This window comes from Dyadobacter chenwenxiniae (genome assembly GCF_022869785.1).
Classification (GTDB): Bacteria; Bacteroidota; Bacteroidia; order Cytophagales; family Spirosomataceae; genus Dyadobacter; species Dyadobacter chenwenxiniae.
Window position 1 is genome coordinate 2,746,684 of the sequence record NZ_CP094997.1, and the last position, 16,036, is coordinate 2,762,719.

Sequence of the window (16,036 nt, forward strand, 5' to 3'; positions counted from 1 at the left end):
CTCCCAATTCTCATCGCTATTGATCATTTCTAATGAGAAAAAGGGTATATCCGAAGTCAAGTTGATTATACACATTCAAGCCGAACTTCCTGTACCAGGGTATGTTTTTGAGCGTGGAAGTTTCAAGGTAAAGTGGCCTTTCCATCCTTTTTGCTTCCATGAGTAGTTCGGTCATCAACTTTCCACCAACACCATTGTTTTGGCTTTCTGTTGCGACGCCAATGAACCACAAGTAATATATATTTGAAGAAGGATAGTTTTTCGATATCTCCTTTTCCCGATTAACCGCCTTGCTTATATTACCCAATCCAATTGCACTTAGGATGAGTTTTACTTCTAACAATAGCGATTTTAAAGTTGTTTTTTTACGCTCGGGAAAGGATACCAAGGCGCAACCCTTCTTGTCTTCAGAGACATATACTTTTCCAAAAAGCTTACAGGTTTCGTAAGAGTAGTCCATCAACGCCCGAATCCTGGCGCTTTTCCGACGGTCGTTCGGAATAAGATAATTTACACTTTGATTGTCTTGAAATGACTCGGTGAGAATGTCTACGACAAGTTCCTTGTCTGCTAATGTTGCTTCTCTCATTGTAAGAAATTTGGTGAAAAACATCTTATTTATAAGAGGAGGCTGGGGTTATCTATGAGATAAATAACGAACTCAGATTTGTAATTACTACAAATTTCTTCAAATTATTTCACGGAAAACAGTAAATATCATATTAAATAACTCATTTTCAGTGCGGTTATAAGACCGCAAAAATTCTTCTATGTTTTGCATATATCAGCCTGTTTTTTTCTTAATCAGCAAATATTTGAGTAACGGAGATCCCATTATTCTCTCCATTTCAGAGTCAACAATACATTCAACATCACGTTTAATCTGCAAATAATTTTGTTGAATAATGTTGGGAGTTATGTTTCTAATAACAGGCAATTCTGTCTGACGTTTAATCCTTTTGCTTGCTACTTGAATGGTCACGAACTTCGAATGAAAGCCTTTTAAGTCAATTTGCTGATCCGGATTGTCAGCTACAAATCCGACAAACTCTCCCGAGCTGAGAGAAGAAATTGTAGAAATTGGAATAGCTGCATCTAATTGTAGGGATTTGCTGACAGAAGTATCCATACGGTTGATCGATAAACTTGTCCGTGCCTGCATGATTTTACCGAACCGATCAGACAATTGTTTGGCTGTTTCCCCGCTAACCTGTCCGCTTATAATATTGCCAGCAATATTCATAATCACCTCTGCATATTCTTTCCCATAGTCTTTTTTAAGCTGACTAAAATCCTGGATTCCAATGGTAGTTGCGACTTTATTTGATCTGGCTGTCGCAATCAAGGTGTCCATGTTATTTAGATAAATTGTGGGAAATTCATCAAAAATCAGACTGCTTTTCAGCTTACCGGATTGGTTCACTAGTTTAACTAAACGCGTGACGTAGAGTGATAAGACAGCACCAAACACTTGAATTTTTTGCGGATTGTTACCCATGCAAACAATTTTCGGTGCTACTGGATCATTGATATCCAAAGTGAAATCATTGCCTGATAGAACATAATATAATTGAGGCGAAGCTAAGCGAGCCAACGCTATTTTTGTCGATCCAACTTGCCCCTCAAGCTGTTGCATTGCATCATTCAAGTATGCTGTGACAAAAGGATTAATGAATACGTCAATTTCCTTTTCGGCTCGGAGAATAGTAAAAAGACGGTCATAGTCTGTCTGCATAAGCTCTATAACATGTGGCAAAGTACAGAACTCGCCATCCTGATATCGGCGTAAAAACCAGATAATAGCAGTCATAAAATTGATTGAAGATTCTACAAAGAAATCCCCTTGTCGCTTGATCCATTCCCTGTTCAATCCCATCAAAATTGTGCGTGCGGATTCGACTGCGTCAGTAATATCTGTCATCCCTGCACTGTCCAAAGGATTGCAGCGGTGGGTACGGGACAGATCGTCAAAATTGATTGTGTAGAATTCCAATGGAGTCTTTGAATTGCCTTTGTTTTCCAACCAAGCATTATAAGCTAACAGGGTCAAATCGTTGTACTTAAAGTCATAAACAAACATTGAAAACCCCTTTTCAATGTGTTGCGATATAATGTGCCGGAAGACGAAATATGTCTTTCCTGATCCCGGCGATCCGCTTACAAGCAACCCTCGAAAAGGATTGATAATGTTGATCCAACTTGGTCTTTTTCTATTTTTATAGCGATACTCCGCAGGCAAGTTGATTGAATACTCATTCTCTATTAGCTGCTCAAATTGAGGAAAAGTCTCATTTTCCTTATTAAAAATATCGCTACTGAGCCGTGCCACAATAAGCCGAGAAAACTTGCTTCCACCTGACATGATGAGCAGGAAACCAGTGGATGAAACTAACATGTAAAACATTGTTTTCAGGTCGTCCGATACTTCAACCTTAAAGACTAACGAACTTGGAAAGTATAGCAGAAGCCCGATCAAAATGTAGGTCAAGCCTTGACGAACGTTAAAGTTTTCACCCTTCTTCCCTTTCACGCCTACTAGCGAAATAACTAAAAATGAAAGGGCTATCAGCTTAGTTTTATTGAATGTAGTGAACAAACCAGCATTTGAAATTTTTTCCAAAATGCGATCAGATATTTCGAATGTTAAATGCCAATCCTGGAACGCTCCATAGCAAAAATAGTAGAAGTGTAGTACCAGGACCAACAGGCTTATAAGCCGTGTCATGTCGGTAATCTTACGAAGACCAACCTCGTTTTCACCAGTATTTGATGCCATAATAATTTTGATTTTAAAGTGATTGTGACATTCCTTTTTTCTTTTTACGCCTGCTCGACCTGAGCTGACCTGGCATATACCCGTCTTGTTTCACAGGATCAAACAATGCATCCGAGCTGTCGGAAATTTTGCTTTCGTTGTGCTGACGAAACTCTGGTATTGTGAAATGGCTGCTCCGATCCGAGTCGCGATTTTCGAAATCGGCATTGCTTTTCCCTATTGTGTAATCATTTGACATTGAATTTCGGGGCATCTCCTGTGTCGGACCGCAGCGCTCTTGAATTGCCTTCGCGCTATAATTTTTGCCAAGTGAACTGCCATTGAAAACTGATCCTGTACGGTGGTCAACATAAGTAATACCATAGATCAGTCCGGTGTCATTTTTTCTTAATACAGTATCAATCCCATCCCGTTCCAGGGTTTTCGAAAGTCGGTCTAATGTCACATTGTCGTCTCCATAGAGTGCAAAATCGATGGCATTTTTAATCCTTGTTTTATCCGGCTGCCGTAATTGTTCATTCATCTCGAACTTACTTTGAAGGAATTTCAGCGTTGGTTTCTGATGGAAGTCACTGGCCTTGATTGGCACCCCTACCCGCTCGCCTTCTCTATTTAAAAGGCGATAATGAAGACCTCCTTTTTGATACGTCCGAGATTCTTCACTACCGCGATCGGCCATTACATTATATTGTTTTAGGACTGCATTTAGCTCTGGAATCGAGGTGAATTTGTACTGATCGACCACGCCAGTGAGTACATTGGCAATCGCGCGTTTTGTCTCCACCTTCCCGTAATTCGCGCTGACCATTGCCGGTTTGATCTGTGGGTTTTGCTGTTTTCGCCCGTCTGCTTTGACTAGATTAAAGTCAATTTCAATTTCCTTTCGGGCCTTTTCGGATTGATTTTTCCCCAGATTATGCAACGATATTCTGCTTCCATCGGGCCGAATGTTGGTGGTCAGAAGATGAATATGGGGGTGGCCTGCATCCATGTGTTGATATACCAAATAAGGCTGCTGTCCAAACCCAATCTTATCCATATAACTCCCGGCAATGGCTCTTAATGTATCTGGGTCATGGCGTTCGGAAGGGTCAAAATTCAAAGAAACATGGACACTATTAATCTTCGTTCGAAGGTTCAGTGATGCTTGCTTTTGAAGTAAATTTAGTTTCTGATTGAATGTCAATTCGGTAGCCTCCTTCGGGTAATTTTCCGCTGCCAAACAGATGGCCTGCTCCTCTTCTACCTTCCTTTCATTGTAGCTCAGCACAGCCCTTAGGCTACTACTTGTATGGATCACTGCAACCATTGATCAGCCAGTTTATTGATGATCGATTTGACCTGTTCGAGCACCCAAAGAATTTCCTCATTGTGTGAATTTTGCTGCTCTAAATGGCTCCGAAATTCAGAGATTTGGCTGAGTGTATGTAGCCTTTTTGTCGCTTGGTTGGAGTTGTTGCCGAGGCGGCTGAGCTCCACGCGGAGCTTGGTAACTTCAAGCATTAAATCATCCGCAGATCGGTCACGGGTGACCACAGACACAGGCTTGCTTAACAGCACCAGTCGCATGTACTCACTTAGTTTTCTGCATGTAGAAGATTTGCACTTTTTATTGATCTGAGCCAACTCGCCGGGCGTCAGACGGAGCGTTACCCTTTCGGTCTTGTTTGTTTCTTTTCCTTCCATCACCTACCTTTTTCACGTTAAACATATCTCTCACGAACCGGCCTCGACTTCGGAGGGGGACGGCCAGATCGGTTCGGCAGAACCGACAATTGTCAGACAATTGTACATCTGGCCGATTGCGGGTAAGAGGCAATCCCTCCCGACTTTTGATAAGCCGTAATTTTCGCATTTATCAATCCCCTACGATCTTATCATCGGCATTCAAAAACTCCTCACAAGCCATTCATTCAAATCTTTGAAGCCTTCATAAAGGCCGCTAGCATCCTTGTATTTTTCGTTGACACGGGTCGCCTTGAAGCTGCATTGACGACCAGGCGCATCCGTGTCCAGATAAAGATTGATCCTGCTATGCCTTTCCATGAAAGGACGGGCCCTTTCAAAAAGCGAAATCGAATTCAAGACAACATGGTCTTCCAACTCCTCACCTGTCTGTAACAGGAGCGTTTTGTAAGAGAGAAAATCAAAGAATCCCTCAAACACAGACACGGTTTCAGCACCATTATTAACTGAAGTTATTGCCTTCGGACTGCTGGATACTTTCGAAAAGGAATTGCGTAGTTCATAGCCTTCCAAATCGTTGCGAAATCCCAGCGCGAAATACTGACTGTCACCTAATTTGTAGTGAACCTGGTAACAATACTTTTTCGCCACTTTCTCCGAAATCTTTCTTTCCGACAAATACTGAAAAAGCATCTTTGCAGAAACAGGTTGGACAGACTGAATTTGAACACCTTTGGCTGCGACTTCGTAACCTCTAATGGGTTGGGAAAGGATAGGCTGACGAAGAGATAAATCACCGGAAAAATTCTGCAAGACCTCTTTTACCGAACATTGAAAAAAATCAATTGCAAAATCCACGAGGTTACCCCCCTTGCCGATCCCGTGGTCGTACCAGCGATTCAATCTTCGGTTGACTTTGAATGAAGCTGTTTTTTCACTTCGTAGAGGCGATAAGTACCAATGGTCTGCACCTCGCACTTTGACCGGCTCATGGCCAACAGTAGCCAGGTAGTCTACGATATCTAAATTTTTAATATCAGCCAGTGTTAGCGGCTGATAATTTCCCCTCATCCCTTCTCTCATTTTCTGATCGTTTTGTTGAACGAAGGCGAAATTAAAGAACCAGAATGTCAGACACCTATCCTGTGTAAATTCTCCTTAGGATCGTTTACGGCAGGTTTTCTACATTTGAACAGGAAAATTTAAACTCAGAAAATGATGAACGCGAAAGAATTGAGCAGTGTGTATGATACCATCATGAGTATCCCAGGGATGAACGATCAGATCAAGATTGATTTGAAGATTAGCAGAAAGAATGTATTGCTCCTGACCCAGGCCATCAGCAAGGCGCTGAGTGACCAAGTTATGAATGATAGTCCCGACCTGATTGATATTTCCTCGAAGGAATCGAAAGAAGAGCTGTTAGCGCTATCAAATGATTGCCTGCAAAAATCGGGACTAGTTGAATTGAATGACCGGCTGGCCAAGTTGTAATTAAATTTTGCTGTTCAACAACCTTTTGCTCAGAGCATAACATTGCAACCTTGCATTTGAGCGCGAAAACTTTCGGCCTCGCAACTTGAATTTGGAAAGCCAAATAGATATTTTTGAGATCATCAATTTGATACGCAAAATATCTCAACTATTCACTTCATCAACAAACTGACTATTGCCATGATCACAAAGCTCCCAATGACAACGCGAGAACTGTATAGTAGTGTAGGGTTGTCATCGCTAGACCTTGCCAAGGTAGGTAATTCAGAATTTGTATGGGCAGTTGCTGCCTTTGCGAATAAACTCGAAAAACCAGTAGCCACATTCTCCAATTTTGACTGTGCCCTTAACCTGGTTAAGCGCCTGAACGCTTTTGTTGAGGGAGGAGTTGGGCTCAGGCCAGTTTTAAAGACATCAAATCACCTCGATACCGACAAGTATAAACGGCTGGCTGAAATTGGCTTAACACCATATTTAATTCAACTCAACGATAGCGGCGATGTAATACAACTTGTCGACAATCTGGGGGATGACCTTGATGAGCTAAGTGTTGACAAATTGCTGCATGACCTCAATAAGATGGACACAACAGTGCGGCACAATAATACTGGCAATAACCTACTTGGAACTTTTTGGGCTCCTAATGGTCACCTCGCTATTAAAAAGGCAAGGTTATTTATGGCGGTACTTTCGTCTTTGATTGAAAAAGCGGAAAGCTGAAAATAAGGATCAACGTAATTGACATTATTTGATGCAATGCCGATACGGAAACAACAGGTTCAAAAATCGATGATACAAAAACCGTCTTACCTTGATTTTGATAAAGAAGCCTACGGCTGGAAGCCTAATATCGATTATAAAAAACATCCAGAGCTTTACCGGGTGGGAAAAGGCGAACAGGGCGTGTTGATTTGTGAACCTTACAAATCTGAGATTGGGCAGTTCTGGCGGTTCAAAACGAAAGACATTGCAGAAGAAAGCAGTATCAAAATATTTGATGTCTTTTTAGCCTACCTTTTGAAGAATGATTTTGTCGGTGCCGACATGGCGCGAAAATATCTGCAAATGGGTTTTACCCGGGCGCGTCGGTATGCCAATTACAAAGGCGGAAAGAAGTACGATAAGGAGAACGAGTATTTACTTCTAGAAAAAGGTACGGGCCAAGAAGAAAAGGCAGAGGCCGCTGCGATATTTTATTCCAAGTGGAAGCAGGCGGAAAATAATGAGCAATATGCGCAAATGAAGAAGGATTGGAAAAACAGGCTTGGCTGATCCAAATGTGTAATATGTGTAGCAAACCTAAAATATGAAAAAACTACTAGAAAATGAAAAGTTAATTCTCCAGCACGAGCCTGGCAAGGGTGCTTGGACTTATCATCTAATTATACCTGGAACAAAAGACATTCGGGGAAGCTGGGGTGAAATGAAAGTTTCTGGTACGATTGATGGTTATGAATTCAAAGATTTAAATCTTGCGCCTGTCACAGATGCTGACAAAATGATCTCCGTTAATGGCACCATCAGGAAAGCCATAAACAAAGGTGGCGGCGATGAAGTGATAGTGACCCTGTATATGAACTCAGATAATAAGCTCAGCTCAAAAGATCAGTTGCTAGATTGTTTTGATAATGCCGGCCTTCTAAAAGAATTCAAAGCCCTGCCAAACGAGGAGCAGGAGGAGATAATCAATACCATTCTTTCACAACCGAATGAAAGCAGGCAGGAACAAAAGATTATGGCCGCTATCACCAAGTTATCATAGTATCAACTTTTTTTCCTCCACATGATTCGAAAATTGGCTTAAGAGAATCTTTAATTTCGGGTCAATGAAAGTTTTGCATAACGGCTTCTCTGGGTTGTTGTAGTAGTAATCTAAATATTGCTGATTATTCAACTTAAAGGCTTTGAACGGAATCACTTTTGTAATGATTGGATTCTCAAACTCATCCTGCAACATTTCAATAGCCCGTACCGCTGCGATTACCTGATCGTCATTGAATGTATAAACCGCAGATCTATATTTAGATCGCATCGAATGTTGAGAAGTGCAGCTGTGCGTATGAAGGTGGATTTCAATTAGCTTTTCAATAGAAATCATATCAGGTTCAAATTCAACAATAACTGCTTCTGAGAATCCACCTGAATGATCGCCAGGCTCGATCCAGCCCTGACTTACTTTGATTACACCCTTTAATGATTGAAATATAGCTTCTGTGCACCAGTGACAACTTCCTCCAAAACCAATTTTATTTGTACGAAACATTTACTTTGATTTGTTAATAGGTTTGACGTCAACAAAAATGGAATGTTACAATTGTCGTACTTTCACCTTACAATCTCAGGTCCTATGTATTCAGAAATATTACGAGCAACCGGCACTTACTCGGACGATGAGATAAGGCTCTTTGAAGAAGCGGTTAGGTCGCGGCATGTTGCCCGAAACGAACTCATTCATCACAAAGGCCAGGTCGCTAAATCAATGTATTATTTGCTGACTGGATCCATTTACCAATATGAACATGTATTTGAGCTGGATCGAAACATCATTGATTTGCGCATTCAAAATGAATGGTTTTTCGATTATCAAAGCCTGATTTCTCAACGCCCCTCTGAAACTTACATCCAAACTTTCACCGACAGTCGCATTCTCGAACTAAGTCTCGAAACCGTTCATTATTTAACTGGAAGGTCTATTGCTTTTTTGCAGCTTAACAGGGTTTTGGAAGGCGCACTGGAAAGAATGAAGTTCTTTGATCAATCAATGACTCCAGCCGAAAAATATACATTCATTCTCAATAACCGGCCACAGCTGATACAAACATTTCCTTTGAAAATGATTGCATCGTATCTCAAGCTGACTCCCGAAACGCTGAGCAGGGTCAGGAGATCGATCTCGAAAGTAGACATTTCTTGATTTGAATCAATAGTTCAAATCAGGCCGAAGCTATATTTTTGATTTAAAACTCAGGAATATGAAACAATCATCATTATCTATCCGGCCATTTGTAGGTTGCCGGAATTTTGAAATATCCCGAAATTTCTATCGCGATTTGGGTTTTGAAGAAATGGTAATCTCATCCGACATGTCCCTTTTCAGAACAGAAAATGTTGGTTTCTACCTGCAAGATGCGTTTGTCCAGGATTGGATCGACAACACAATGATCTTCCTGGAAGTAGAAAATGCACAAAACACGTGGGAAGAACTCATGTCACTCAATCTTCCGGCCAAATACAAAGATGTGCGGCTTACGCCAATTCGTGTTGAGCATTGGGGCCGTGAATGCTTTGTGCACGATCCTTCCGGCATTTTATGGCATTTCGGAGAGTTTTTCAATAAGCAATAAGCCTGACAATTCACTGCACAGTAACTATTCTCGACACTGAAACAATATAGTTTTTACCGATATGAAATTCAGCAAACTTGTTCCCAACGTATTTTACACAGATATCAACGATGCCCTTAAATTCTGGCTGGACTGTCTGGAATTCACAATCACGCATGACGAATTGAAAACACATAGGCCATTTTGCGTGATTGAAAAAGATGGCTTACGCATCAACTTATTTCAAGACAGGAAGTATGCGGAGGAACATCACCCTGAATTTCGGCTCGTAACAGATGATATCCAATCAGTATACAATAAAATCGCTGCAAGCCACCCTGAATTCCTGCATCCAAATCTTAACAAAGTCACTTTACGTCCCTGGGGAGCACAGGAATTTGCTGTCACGGACACACAGCTAGGAGTAGTGATTCAACAGTGGTAAAATAGAAATCAACGAATGTTTCGCCTGATCCTGCTTAGTGACGATTGCGTGATTCCCAGATACGAGGCCAGATAAGACAACGGAATGCGATTTGCAAGATTAGGGAATTTTTCCAGGAATGAAAGATACCGCTCTTTTCCATCTTCCGACATCATTGGGCTGATTTTGTTCACTTTGTCCGCCAAACCTTTGGCAGTTATCTTGGAGATGATATTATCCCATTCTATGATCGTCATCGACAACTCTCTCATTGCATTTTTGGACAAAACAAAGTACGAGCAATCTGTAACAGCTTGGATATATTCAGTCGATGGAATCTCTTGATTGTAGCTGTTAATGTCTGCCAGAAAACGATTTTCTTGCATGAAATACTTCGTAATTTCTTCGCCTTTGTTATTGTAATAACAAATTCTCATGATCCCATCGATCAAAAAAATAATCTCGCGGGGTATTCTCCCAGCCTCCTGGAAATATTCGTCTTTTTTGATTTCCTTAAACACAACCTTGCTTTTGACTAAATCAATTTGGGTCGGGTTCAAATTACCGAATTGTAACAAGTAATTAATGAGTGCTTTCATAAGCAACAATTCCATTGGGGTTAATTCATTTGGCTCATTACCATTTTGTCAAATTGTTTATCCGACAAAATTTTTCTAAAAAACAGCATCATTTTAGCTCCCGCAGCACCGGCGTATCGCGTTTTCGGATTCTTTGCTTCGATCCCTTCTTTTATAAGCTTCGCAATGACGATGGGCTCGGCAGCATCTTTTTCTATTTTCGCATACATTTTGCTTACCCCTTTCGCTAGCTTGCCGTACGCGGTCCCACCAGAAACTTTCATCATATAATCAGTTCCAAGCCCAACCATCTCCGATTTCGTACCTCCCGGCTCAATCACAATGACGTCAATTCCGAAAGACTTTACTTCTTTACGAAGTGCATCGCTCAACCCTTCAATGGCAAATTTACTAGCATGATACCACCCACCCATTGGCAAAGTTACTTTACCGCCCACCGATGATATATTCACGATTTTGCCGAAATTGTTTTTTCGCATGGACGGCAACACCAATTGTATCAGACGGGCCAGGCCGAAAACATTTACTTCCATCTGATATTTTGCATCCAATATCGCCATATCTTCCAATGCACCATAATAACCTGAGCCCGCATTGTTTACCAGGATATCTATACTTCCGGCTTCGCCCAAAATTTGCGCAACACATTTGGCTAGACTTTCTTCGCTAGTGACATCCAAAGAAATCGGTTTTATTCCGTATCCCTTCAAATCCTCCATCTTTTCAATTCTGCGTGCGGCACCATACACATTGTAGCCGTTTTGCGCCAAATATACTGCCGTTGCTTTTCCGATTCCTGCCGAGGCTCCCGTAATTAAGACTGTCTTTTCCATTTTTTTGATTTTTGATGTTCCATAGGTCAAAGGTGCCGCAAGTAAAGATGGAATTATTTGTCATTTGGCAAAAAGAGATTATCCTGTGCTACAAATGATTACGAAAGTCTTGACCGCTTACTAAGTTGTTACAATTTGTAGAAGTAGGTTGCACAATAAAATCCCTTGTTGCTCAAACCCAACTCAACCTCCCATGATCAACACTTCCTACTTCAACACTTACGACAGCGGCTCATTCCGCCAATTCTGCGGGCCGGCTCAGGTTCACAAAGATTTGAACACCCTTTACGGGCTAATCGTTGGCATTCAAGCGGACGGCCATATTAATGACAACGAGATTGAAATGCTCCGCGCGTGGATCAGCTCTGTTTCCAGCTTGCAGGCGAAGGCTCCTTACAACAAATTTGTCGCCAAGATCAATGCCATTATCAGCGATGGCATCGTCACGGCGGAAGAAGCTAAGGATCTGATCTGGCTTTGCAAGAATTATCTGGATTACAACCGGAATCCATATTATGATGTGATCACATCTTCCACGCAACAGCTTGGCGGGTTTCTAGCTGGGATCTCCGCGGACCAAACGATCAACATTGAGGAGCTTACCGCTTTGGGCAATTGGACTTCCAACAATGCGCCCATGTTTAAGACCTGGCCATTTGATACCCTGCTGCCAGCCATTGAGCGCATTCAAGCAGAGCGACAGTTATCCGCTGACGATCACTGCGAGCTGCTTACATTCTGCCAATCCATTACTTCCATCAGACCAACCGAACAAGAGAAGGTCACCATTCCTGTCAAGCTTGCTGAGCAGCAGGTTTCAATCCTTATTCAGGAATGCAGCTTCTGCTTTACCGGAGAGTCTTCGAAGTATTCGCGGAAGGAACTGGCGCAGATTGTTGAAATGTACGGAGGCATTGCCGCCGACTCGGTGACTGCAAAGCTTCACTACCTGGTGATATGCGACGTGCGAAACCCTGCCTGGGCATTTGAAATGTATGGGCGAAAGGTGGAGAAGGCCATGAATATGAAAAAGAAAGGTGCCGGGCCGGAAGTGGTTTTTGAGGAGGATTTGTTTGCGGCGTTGAAGGCGTTTGGATTTCTCCATTAGTAGCCGAAGTGTCCAGAAATCACAATCATGCCTACCATTACATTTTCAGTTACCAACATTAACCAAGGTATTATCTATGGAAATTTCTTTTAGGAGCCTTATTAAAAATCTTGTAGATGTTATACAAGCAGCTGTTTCAGATAGAAGTAAATCTGATGAAGACCTTCGAAGTATTCTCCTTTTTATCAATGAAGTGAGTCGTGTTGTAGACCAAGCATTTACGAATGTCTTTGCAACGCTAGTAAAATACAAAACCATAGATTCGCATATCCTAACGAGTGAAAACTTACCAGTACTCGCGAATGAATTAGAGGAGCTACGTACACGACATTATTTTAAGAAAACGAACGATATATGTGGACAGCTTGCACAACTAAGGTTACAATATGAAAGTGAAATTGCCTATAAATTGGACCCTCACGTCAAATACAAGAACGACTGGGAGAGTCTATTCGGACTTTTGGAAGAAAGGGAAGGTAGAATCGTACAATTAGTAGATCGCTCAATTGCACGACTTCAAAGCGCTTTGTTTACGCTCACAAAATATCAGGGTTTTGATACATACTACTACCAGCCGCAGGGATTGAAAGAAGGACAGACTATTCAATCGGTGAGATTGGTTGCTAGAGAAATATCCCAAGAAATTGAAGAGGCACTCACTGAAATAAACTCGATTAAAAATAACATAATTGGCCTATCTGGCCGACCGGGCTTACTTGAGCTAGTGAATGTAGATCGATACCGTTTAATCCAAACCGCAGTGTATATGACACAAAATGACAATAGCAAACATATTAATGTTCACAATGAGAATAGTCCAGGAGCAATAACCAACGTGGCGGACTATATGGCGGATGTCACCAATCATGTTAATCAACAACTTGGCTCAGCGAACTCACCGACAGAACTTAAAGAGTTAGTGATTCAGCTTTCTGAAAGGATAGCGGCTCTCAGTTCAGACATCGACACCAAAACAGCTGAGACCTTAGGAAAAGATGTCAAGGCCCTAAGCGAAGAGCTCGCTAGCACGACACCCCGTAAAAGTTGGTTTTCGATGGCTATTGAAAGCATTAAAAATGTAGTGGTACCCTTAGGTGAAATTGCCAAGCCTGTTTTAGAAACGATTGCCAAGCTTACTCCTTTGCTGCTGGCAGCTAGCTAATCAATTTTGATTAGAGAATGAATGGCGACAAGTGGCTTTATGTCGCCATTCACTCCTAGCGCTATTTCATCTTTCCGACTTCCCGGAAGAAAAACACCAGCTCTTTGAAAGAGACAAACCTGTTGTGACCTCTCGGATCATACCCAGCTTCCTGGCTGAAAAGTGTGAAGCCGGTGTACATATCCCAAAGATCTTCAATCCAGGTCTCGGCGTCACTTTGGCTGAGCAGCTCCTTGACTTTCCGGCCATAGGCTATGTAGAGTTGGTTTAGTGCGGAGTTCTCGGGCTCGTCGGAGTGCGGACTATGCGTCTGCGGTAGTGTGTCCATTTTATTGATTTTAAGTGTGGTACAAAATCTTGCGTTTACGTTTTCTGCAAAGCACCGACTGCCGTGTTTTGTTCGCAACACAATCGACCGGTAACATACATTGCAATCCCGTGTAAGATATCCGAGCACTTCCCGGCAGATTTCTATAAATTGCCTTTTTTAACCAAACACCCTTTCCACATGGCACATACTACCTCCAATCCTAAGATCCACGAAGGCCGTAACTTGAAGCGTTTTAGGGAATTAATGAGTCTCAAGCAGGACGCCCTCGCATTTGAGCTCGGCGAAGACTGGAACCAGCAAAAAATCTCCCTCCTAGAACAAAAAGAAAAGATCGATTCTGACATTTTGGAACAAGTTGCAGCGATTCTCAAAATCCCGGCTGAGGCGATACGGAATTTTGATGAAGATCAGGCGATTAACATTATTACCAATACTTACCACGATCATTCTAGTAACAACTCTAATGATAATTCCTTTAATCAGGGAACGATTAATTTAAATCCTATTGAAAAGATTATTCAGCTTCATGAGGAGAAGATTGCTTTGTATGAGCGGATGTTGAAGGAGAAGGATGAAATGATGGAGCGGTTAGAGCGGTTGATTAAAACTAAATGAAATTTATTTGCTTTGGAAGGACTTAAAAATTTCAACTATCCTATGAGGAGATTCTTCTGTCTCACTTGATACGTAACCCGTTTGCTGACTATTAAATATTGCTCGGGTAGCTTCAATTAGAACAGCATTTTTTGTCTGATCATCAGCAGAAGGCGCATTTACAAATGCCTGAAACGACACTAAGGCGGTCTCTCGATGTCTATTCAAGACCTCATTATGTTTACATGATTTATAGTTCTTCGAACATAAACTTAGGAAATACACCAAGGTTGTGAGGATTAACAACTTGCTTAGACTTATTTGAATCGTATCATTCGTACTAAGATTAACTAATATTCCTTTGTAAACCATATAGAAGTTCAGGATAGCAAACAGAGTTAGTAAGAGAAGAACAACTACGACGCCCATAAGGGGACTATCGCATTAACTGTGTAAAGTTTTCAATCGGGGTTGGGCGAAGCTTATAGCCTGACCCTATTTTCAAAAATAGTCAAAAACTGATTCAGGATCATGCCCCAATTCCGGATGGGCATAGTCCATTTCTTCGAAGCCTCTCTAAGGGCTAAATATACGGATTTCATCACTGCTTCATCAGTAGGAAACGACAGCTTGTTTTTTGTGTACTTCCTAATTTTCCCATTTAGGTTCTCTATGAGATTTGTGGTGTAAATGATCTGGCGGATCTCTAATGGAAAATCAAAGAAGACAGTCAGCTCATCCCAGTGCTCGCGCCAGCTTTTGATGGCGTAGGAATATTTGCTGTTCCATTTCAGTTCAAGGTTATCCAGGGCAGCTAAGGCCGCCTGCCGGGTGGGGGCACCGTAAATGTCTTTCAAATCACGGCTAAACTCCTTTTTATCTTTCCAAACCACATACCGACAACTGTTCCGGATTTGATGGACTACGCAAATCTGAGTAGCAGAGTCAGGAAAAACAGACCGGATTGTTTGGGTAAAACCATTAAGATTGTCTGTTGCCGTGATCAGGATGTCCTGTAACCCGCGGGCTTTCATATCTGTCAAAACACTCATCCAGTAGGCTGCAGACTCATTTTTACCAAGCCACATGCCTAAGATTTCCTTGTAACCATCGCGTTTAAGCCCAACAGCGATGTAAACTGTCTTGTTGACTACCTTGCTGTTTTCACGTACTTTGAAGACAATACCGTCCATCCAGACAATCAAATAAACGGGTTCCAAAGGCCGGTTTTGCCAACTGACAATATCTTCTGCTATCCGGGAAGTGATACGGCTGATGGTAGATGTCGATACTTCAAAATTGTAAACATCCCTGATCTGATCTTCGATATCGGCAACACTCATTCCCTTGGCATATAGCGATACAATCACCTCTTCGACCCCATCTACCATATTTTCCCGCTTGGGAACAATCATCGGATTGAAACTCGCGTCCCGGTCGCGGGGCATACGTATTTCCGACTCGCCATAGCTGGTCTTGACCCTCTTTTTTCCATAGCCGTTACGGGAATTGCTGTTGGGCGACTGCTCGTGCTTATCATATCCCAAATGCCCATCCAGCTCTCCTTCAAGCATTTTCTCAATGCCCCGCTTCTGTAACTGGCCAAGAAAGTCATTGAGCGTCTCGCGGCTCTTGAACTGCTTTAAAAACTCATCAGTCAACAAATCTTCTAGTCTCATAAACTGTGTTTTGTTAAAAGTAAAAAA

General features: G+C 41.9%; 20 protein-coding genes. 10 read left to right on the forward strand and 10 right to left on the reverse strand.

What is annotated here, in order from left to right:
• Positions 1–16: 16 nt before the first annotated feature.
• From MUK70_RS11345 to MUK70_RS11365, 5 genes are all read right to left on the reverse strand, one after another.
• The gene (locus tag MUK70_RS11345) at positions 17–589 is read right to left on the reverse strand and encodes a GNAT family N-acetyltransferase (RefSeq protein ID WP_234658690.1); all 573 of its coding nucleotides are present in this window, start codon (positions 587–589) and stop codon (positions 17–19) included.
• 195 nt (positions 590–784) lie between these two features.
• Positions 785–2,776 (reverse strand): conjugal transfer protein MobC, encoded by a 1,992-nt coding sequence (gene mobC, locus MUK70_RS11350; RefSeq protein WP_234658691.1) that lies wholly within the window; start codon positions 2,774–2,776, stop codon positions 785–787.
• Between the two features lie 13 nt (positions 2,777–2,789).
• On the reverse strand, positions 2,790–4,085 hold the full coding sequence (locus tag MUK70_RS11355) for a relaxase/mobilization nuclease domain-containing protein (protein ID WP_234658692.1): 1,296 nt from the start codon (positions 4,083–4,085) through the stop codon (positions 2,790–2,792).
• A complete protein-coding gene (locus MUK70_RS11360) occupies positions 4,073–4,462 on the reverse strand; it encodes a plasmid mobilization protein (protein WP_234658693.1) in 390 nt (129 codons plus the stop codon). Before MUK70_RS11360 ends, MUK70_RS11355 begins: the two co-directional genes overlap by 13 nt.
• 201 nt (positions 4,463–4,663) lie before the next feature.
• Positions 4,664–5,545, reverse strand: a complete 882-nt coding sequence (locus MUK70_RS11365; RefSeq protein WP_234658694.1) for a DUF8464 domain-containing protein — start codon at positions 5,543–5,545, stop codon at positions 4,664–4,666.
• 132 nt (positions 5,546–5,677) lie between these two features.
• Between MUK70_RS11365 and MUK70_RS11370 the strand changes: the two genes are divergently transcribed.
• The 4 genes from MUK70_RS11370 (at position 5,678) to MUK70_RS11385 (ending at position 7,718) form a co-directional block, all read left to right on the forward strand.
• Positions 5,678–5,956, forward strand: coding sequence for a hypothetical protein (locus tag MUK70_RS11370; RefSeq protein ID WP_234658695.1), 279 nt, complete (start codon positions 5,678–5,680; stop codon positions 5,954–5,956).
• Between the two features lie 198 nt (positions 5,957–6,154).
• Positions 6,155–6,676 (forward strand): hypothetical protein, encoded by a 522-nt coding sequence (locus MUK70_RS11375; protein ID WP_244784806.1) that lies wholly within the window; start codon positions 6,155–6,157, stop codon positions 6,674–6,676.
• A 69-nt stretch (positions 6,677–6,745) separates the two neighbouring features.
• On the forward strand, positions 6,746–7,228 hold the full coding sequence (locus tag MUK70_RS11380; protein ID WP_234658697.1) for a DUF4385 domain-containing protein: 483 nt from the start codon (positions 6,746–6,748) through the stop codon (positions 7,226–7,228).
• A 34-nt stretch (positions 7,229–7,262) separates the two neighbouring features.
• A complete protein-coding gene (locus MUK70_RS11385) occupies positions 7,263–7,718 on the forward strand; it encodes a DUF1905 domain-containing protein (protein ID WP_234658698.1) in 456 nt (151 codons plus the stop codon).
• Here MUK70_RS11385 and MUK70_RS11390 read toward each other — a convergent pair.
• Positions 7,713–8,219: a peptide-methionine (S)-S-oxide reductase gene (locus MUK70_RS11390; protein ID WP_234658700.1), complete on the reverse strand. Its 507-nt coding sequence runs from the start codon at positions 8,217–8,219 to the stop codon at positions 7,713–7,715. The genes MUK70_RS11385 and MUK70_RS11390 overlap by 6 nt on opposite strands.
• 84 nt (positions 8,220–8,303) lie before the next feature.
• Here MUK70_RS11390 and MUK70_RS11395 point away from each other — a divergent pair, with 84 nt between their 5' ends.
• From MUK70_RS11395 to MUK70_RS11405, 3 genes are all read left to right on the forward strand, one after another.
• Positions 8,304–8,870 (forward strand): Crp/Fnr family transcriptional regulator, encoded by a 567-nt coding sequence (locus MUK70_RS11395; RefSeq protein ID WP_234658701.1) that lies wholly within the window; start codon positions 8,304–8,306, stop codon positions 8,868–8,870.
• A gap of 58 nt (positions 8,871–8,928) precedes the next feature.
• On the forward strand, positions 8,929–9,300 hold the full coding sequence (locus MUK70_RS11400) for a VOC family protein (RefSeq protein WP_234658702.1): 372 nt from the start codon (positions 8,929–8,931) through the stop codon (positions 9,298–9,300).
• 61 nt (positions 9,301–9,361) lie between these two features.
• The gene (locus MUK70_RS11405) at positions 9,362–9,724 is read left to right on the forward strand and encodes a VOC family protein (RefSeq protein WP_234658703.1); all 363 of its coding nucleotides are present in this window, start codon (positions 9,362–9,364) and stop codon (positions 9,722–9,724) included.
• An 8-nt stretch (positions 9,725–9,732) separates the two neighbouring features.
• Here MUK70_RS11405 and MUK70_RS11410 read toward each other — a convergent pair whose 3' ends face one another.
• The gene (locus MUK70_RS11410) at positions 9,733–10,302 is read right to left on the reverse strand and encodes a Crp/Fnr family transcriptional regulator (RefSeq protein ID WP_244784808.1); all 570 of its coding nucleotides are present in this window, start codon (positions 10,300–10,302) and stop codon (positions 9,733–9,735) included.
• Positions 10,303–10,322: 20 nt separating this feature from the next.
• Positions 10,323–11,135 carry an oxidoreductase gene (locus MUK70_RS11415; protein WP_234658705.1) on the reverse strand — a complete coding sequence of 271 codons (813 nt, stop codon included), beginning with the start codon at positions 11,133–11,135 and terminating at the stop codon, positions 10,323–10,325.
• A 193-nt stretch (positions 11,136–11,328) separates the two neighbouring features.
• Between MUK70_RS11415 and MUK70_RS11420 the strand changes: the two genes are divergently transcribed.
• Positions 11,329–12,243, forward strand: a complete 915-nt coding sequence (locus MUK70_RS11420) for a BRCT domain-containing protein (RefSeq protein WP_234658706.1) — start codon at positions 11,329–11,331, stop codon at positions 12,241–12,243.
• Positions 12,244–12,319: 76 nt separating this feature from the next.
• Positions 12,320–13,405, forward strand: coding sequence for a hypothetical protein (locus MUK70_RS11425; RefSeq protein WP_234658707.1), 1,086 nt, complete (start codon positions 12,320–12,322; stop codon positions 13,403–13,405).
• 61 nt (positions 13,406–13,466) lie between these two features.
• Here MUK70_RS11425 and MUK70_RS11430 read toward each other — a convergent pair whose 3' ends face one another.
• Positions 13,467–13,733, reverse strand: coding sequence for a hypothetical protein (locus MUK70_RS11430; protein WP_234658708.1), 267 nt, complete (start codon positions 13,731–13,733; stop codon positions 13,467–13,469).
• A 180-nt stretch (positions 13,734–13,913) separates the two neighbouring features.
• Between MUK70_RS11430 and MUK70_RS11435 the strand changes: the two genes are divergently transcribed.
• On the forward strand, positions 13,914–14,351 hold the full coding sequence (locus MUK70_RS11435) for a helix-turn-helix domain-containing protein (RefSeq protein ID WP_234658709.1): 438 nt from the start codon (positions 13,914–13,916) through the stop codon (positions 14,349–14,351).
• A 461-nt stretch (positions 14,352–14,812) separates the two neighbouring features.
• Here MUK70_RS11435 and MUK70_RS11440 read toward each other — a convergent pair whose 3' ends face one another.
• Positions 14,813–16,009: an IS256 family transposase gene (locus MUK70_RS11440; RefSeq protein ID WP_234658931.1), complete on the reverse strand. Its 1,197-nt coding sequence runs from the start codon at positions 16,007–16,009 to the stop codon at positions 14,813–14,815.
• Positions 16,010–16,036: the final 27 nt, after the last annotated feature.

Excerpts from the sequence above, each read along its gene's own strand:
- MUK70_RS11345 (WP_234658690.1), bottom strand. The coding sequence starts at position 589 with ATGAGAGAAGCAACATTAGCAGACAAGGAACTTGTCGTAGACATTCTC.
- mobC (WP_234658691.1), bottom strand. The coding sequence starts at position 2,776 with ATGGCATCAAATACTGGTGAAAACGAGGTTGGTCTTCGTAAGATTACC.
- MUK70_RS11355 (WP_234658692.1), bottom strand. The coding sequence starts at position 4,085 with ATGGTTGCAGTGATCCATACAAGTAGTAGCCTAAGGGCTGTGCTGAGC.
- MUK70_RS11360 (WP_234658693.1), bottom strand. The coding sequence starts at position 4,462 with ATGGAAGGAAAAGAAACAAACAAGACCGAAAGGGTAACGCTCCGTCTG.
- MUK70_RS11365 (WP_234658694.1), bottom strand. The coding sequence starts at position 5,545 with ATGAGAGAAGGGATGAGGGGAAATTATCAGCCGCTAACACTGGCTGAT.
- MUK70_RS11370 (WP_234658695.1), top strand. The coding sequence starts at position 5,678 with ATGATGAACGCGAAAGAATTGAGCAGTGTGTATGATACCATCATGAGT.
- MUK70_RS11375 (WP_244784806.1), top strand. The coding sequence starts at position 6,155 with ATGACAACGCGAGAACTGTATAGTAGTGTAGGGTTGTCATCGCTAGAC.
- MUK70_RS11380 (WP_234658697.1), top strand. The coding sequence starts at position 6,746 with ATGATACAAAAACCGTCTTACCTTGATTTTGATAAAGAAGCCTACGGC.
- MUK70_RS11385 (WP_234658698.1), top strand. The coding sequence starts at position 7,263 with ATGAAAAAACTACTAGAAAATGAAAAGTTAATTCTCCAGCACGAGCCT.
- MUK70_RS11390 (WP_234658700.1), bottom strand. The coding sequence starts at position 8,219 with ATGTTTCGTACAAATAAAATTGGTTTTGGAGGAAGTTGTCACTGGTGC.
- MUK70_RS11395 (WP_234658701.1), top strand. The coding sequence starts at position 8,304 with ATGTATTCAGAAATATTACGAGCAACCGGCACTTACTCGGACGATGAG.
- MUK70_RS11400 (WP_234658702.1), top strand. The coding sequence starts at position 8,929 with ATGAAACAATCATCATTATCTATCCGGCCATTTGTAGGTTGCCGGAAT.
- MUK70_RS11405 (WP_234658703.1), top strand. The coding sequence starts at position 9,362 with ATGAAATTCAGCAAACTTGTTCCCAACGTATTTTACACAGATATCAAC.
- MUK70_RS11410 (WP_244784808.1), bottom strand. The coding sequence starts at position 10,302 with ATGAAAGCACTCATTAATTACTTGTTACAATTCGGTAATTTGAACCCG.
- MUK70_RS11415 (WP_234658705.1), bottom strand. The coding sequence starts at position 11,135 with ATGGAAAAGACAGTCTTAATTACGGGAGCCTCGGCAGGAATCGGAAAA.
- MUK70_RS11420 (WP_234658706.1), top strand. The coding sequence starts at position 11,329 with ATGATCAACACTTCCTACTTCAACACTTACGACAGCGGCTCATTCCGC.
- MUK70_RS11425 (WP_234658707.1), top strand. The coding sequence starts at position 12,320 with ATGGAAATTTCTTTTAGGAGCCTTATTAAAAATCTTGTAGATGTTATA.
- MUK70_RS11430 (WP_234658708.1), bottom strand. The coding sequence starts at position 13,733 with ATGGACACACTACCGCAGACGCATAGTCCGCACTCCGACGAGCCCGAG.
- MUK70_RS11435 (WP_234658709.1), top strand. The coding sequence starts at position 13,914 with ATGGCACATACTACCTCCAATCCTAAGATCCACGAAGGCCGTAACTTG.
- MUK70_RS11440 (WP_234658931.1), bottom strand. The coding sequence starts at position 16,009 with ATGAGACTAGAAGATTTGTTGACTGATGAGTTTTTAAAGCAGTTCAAG.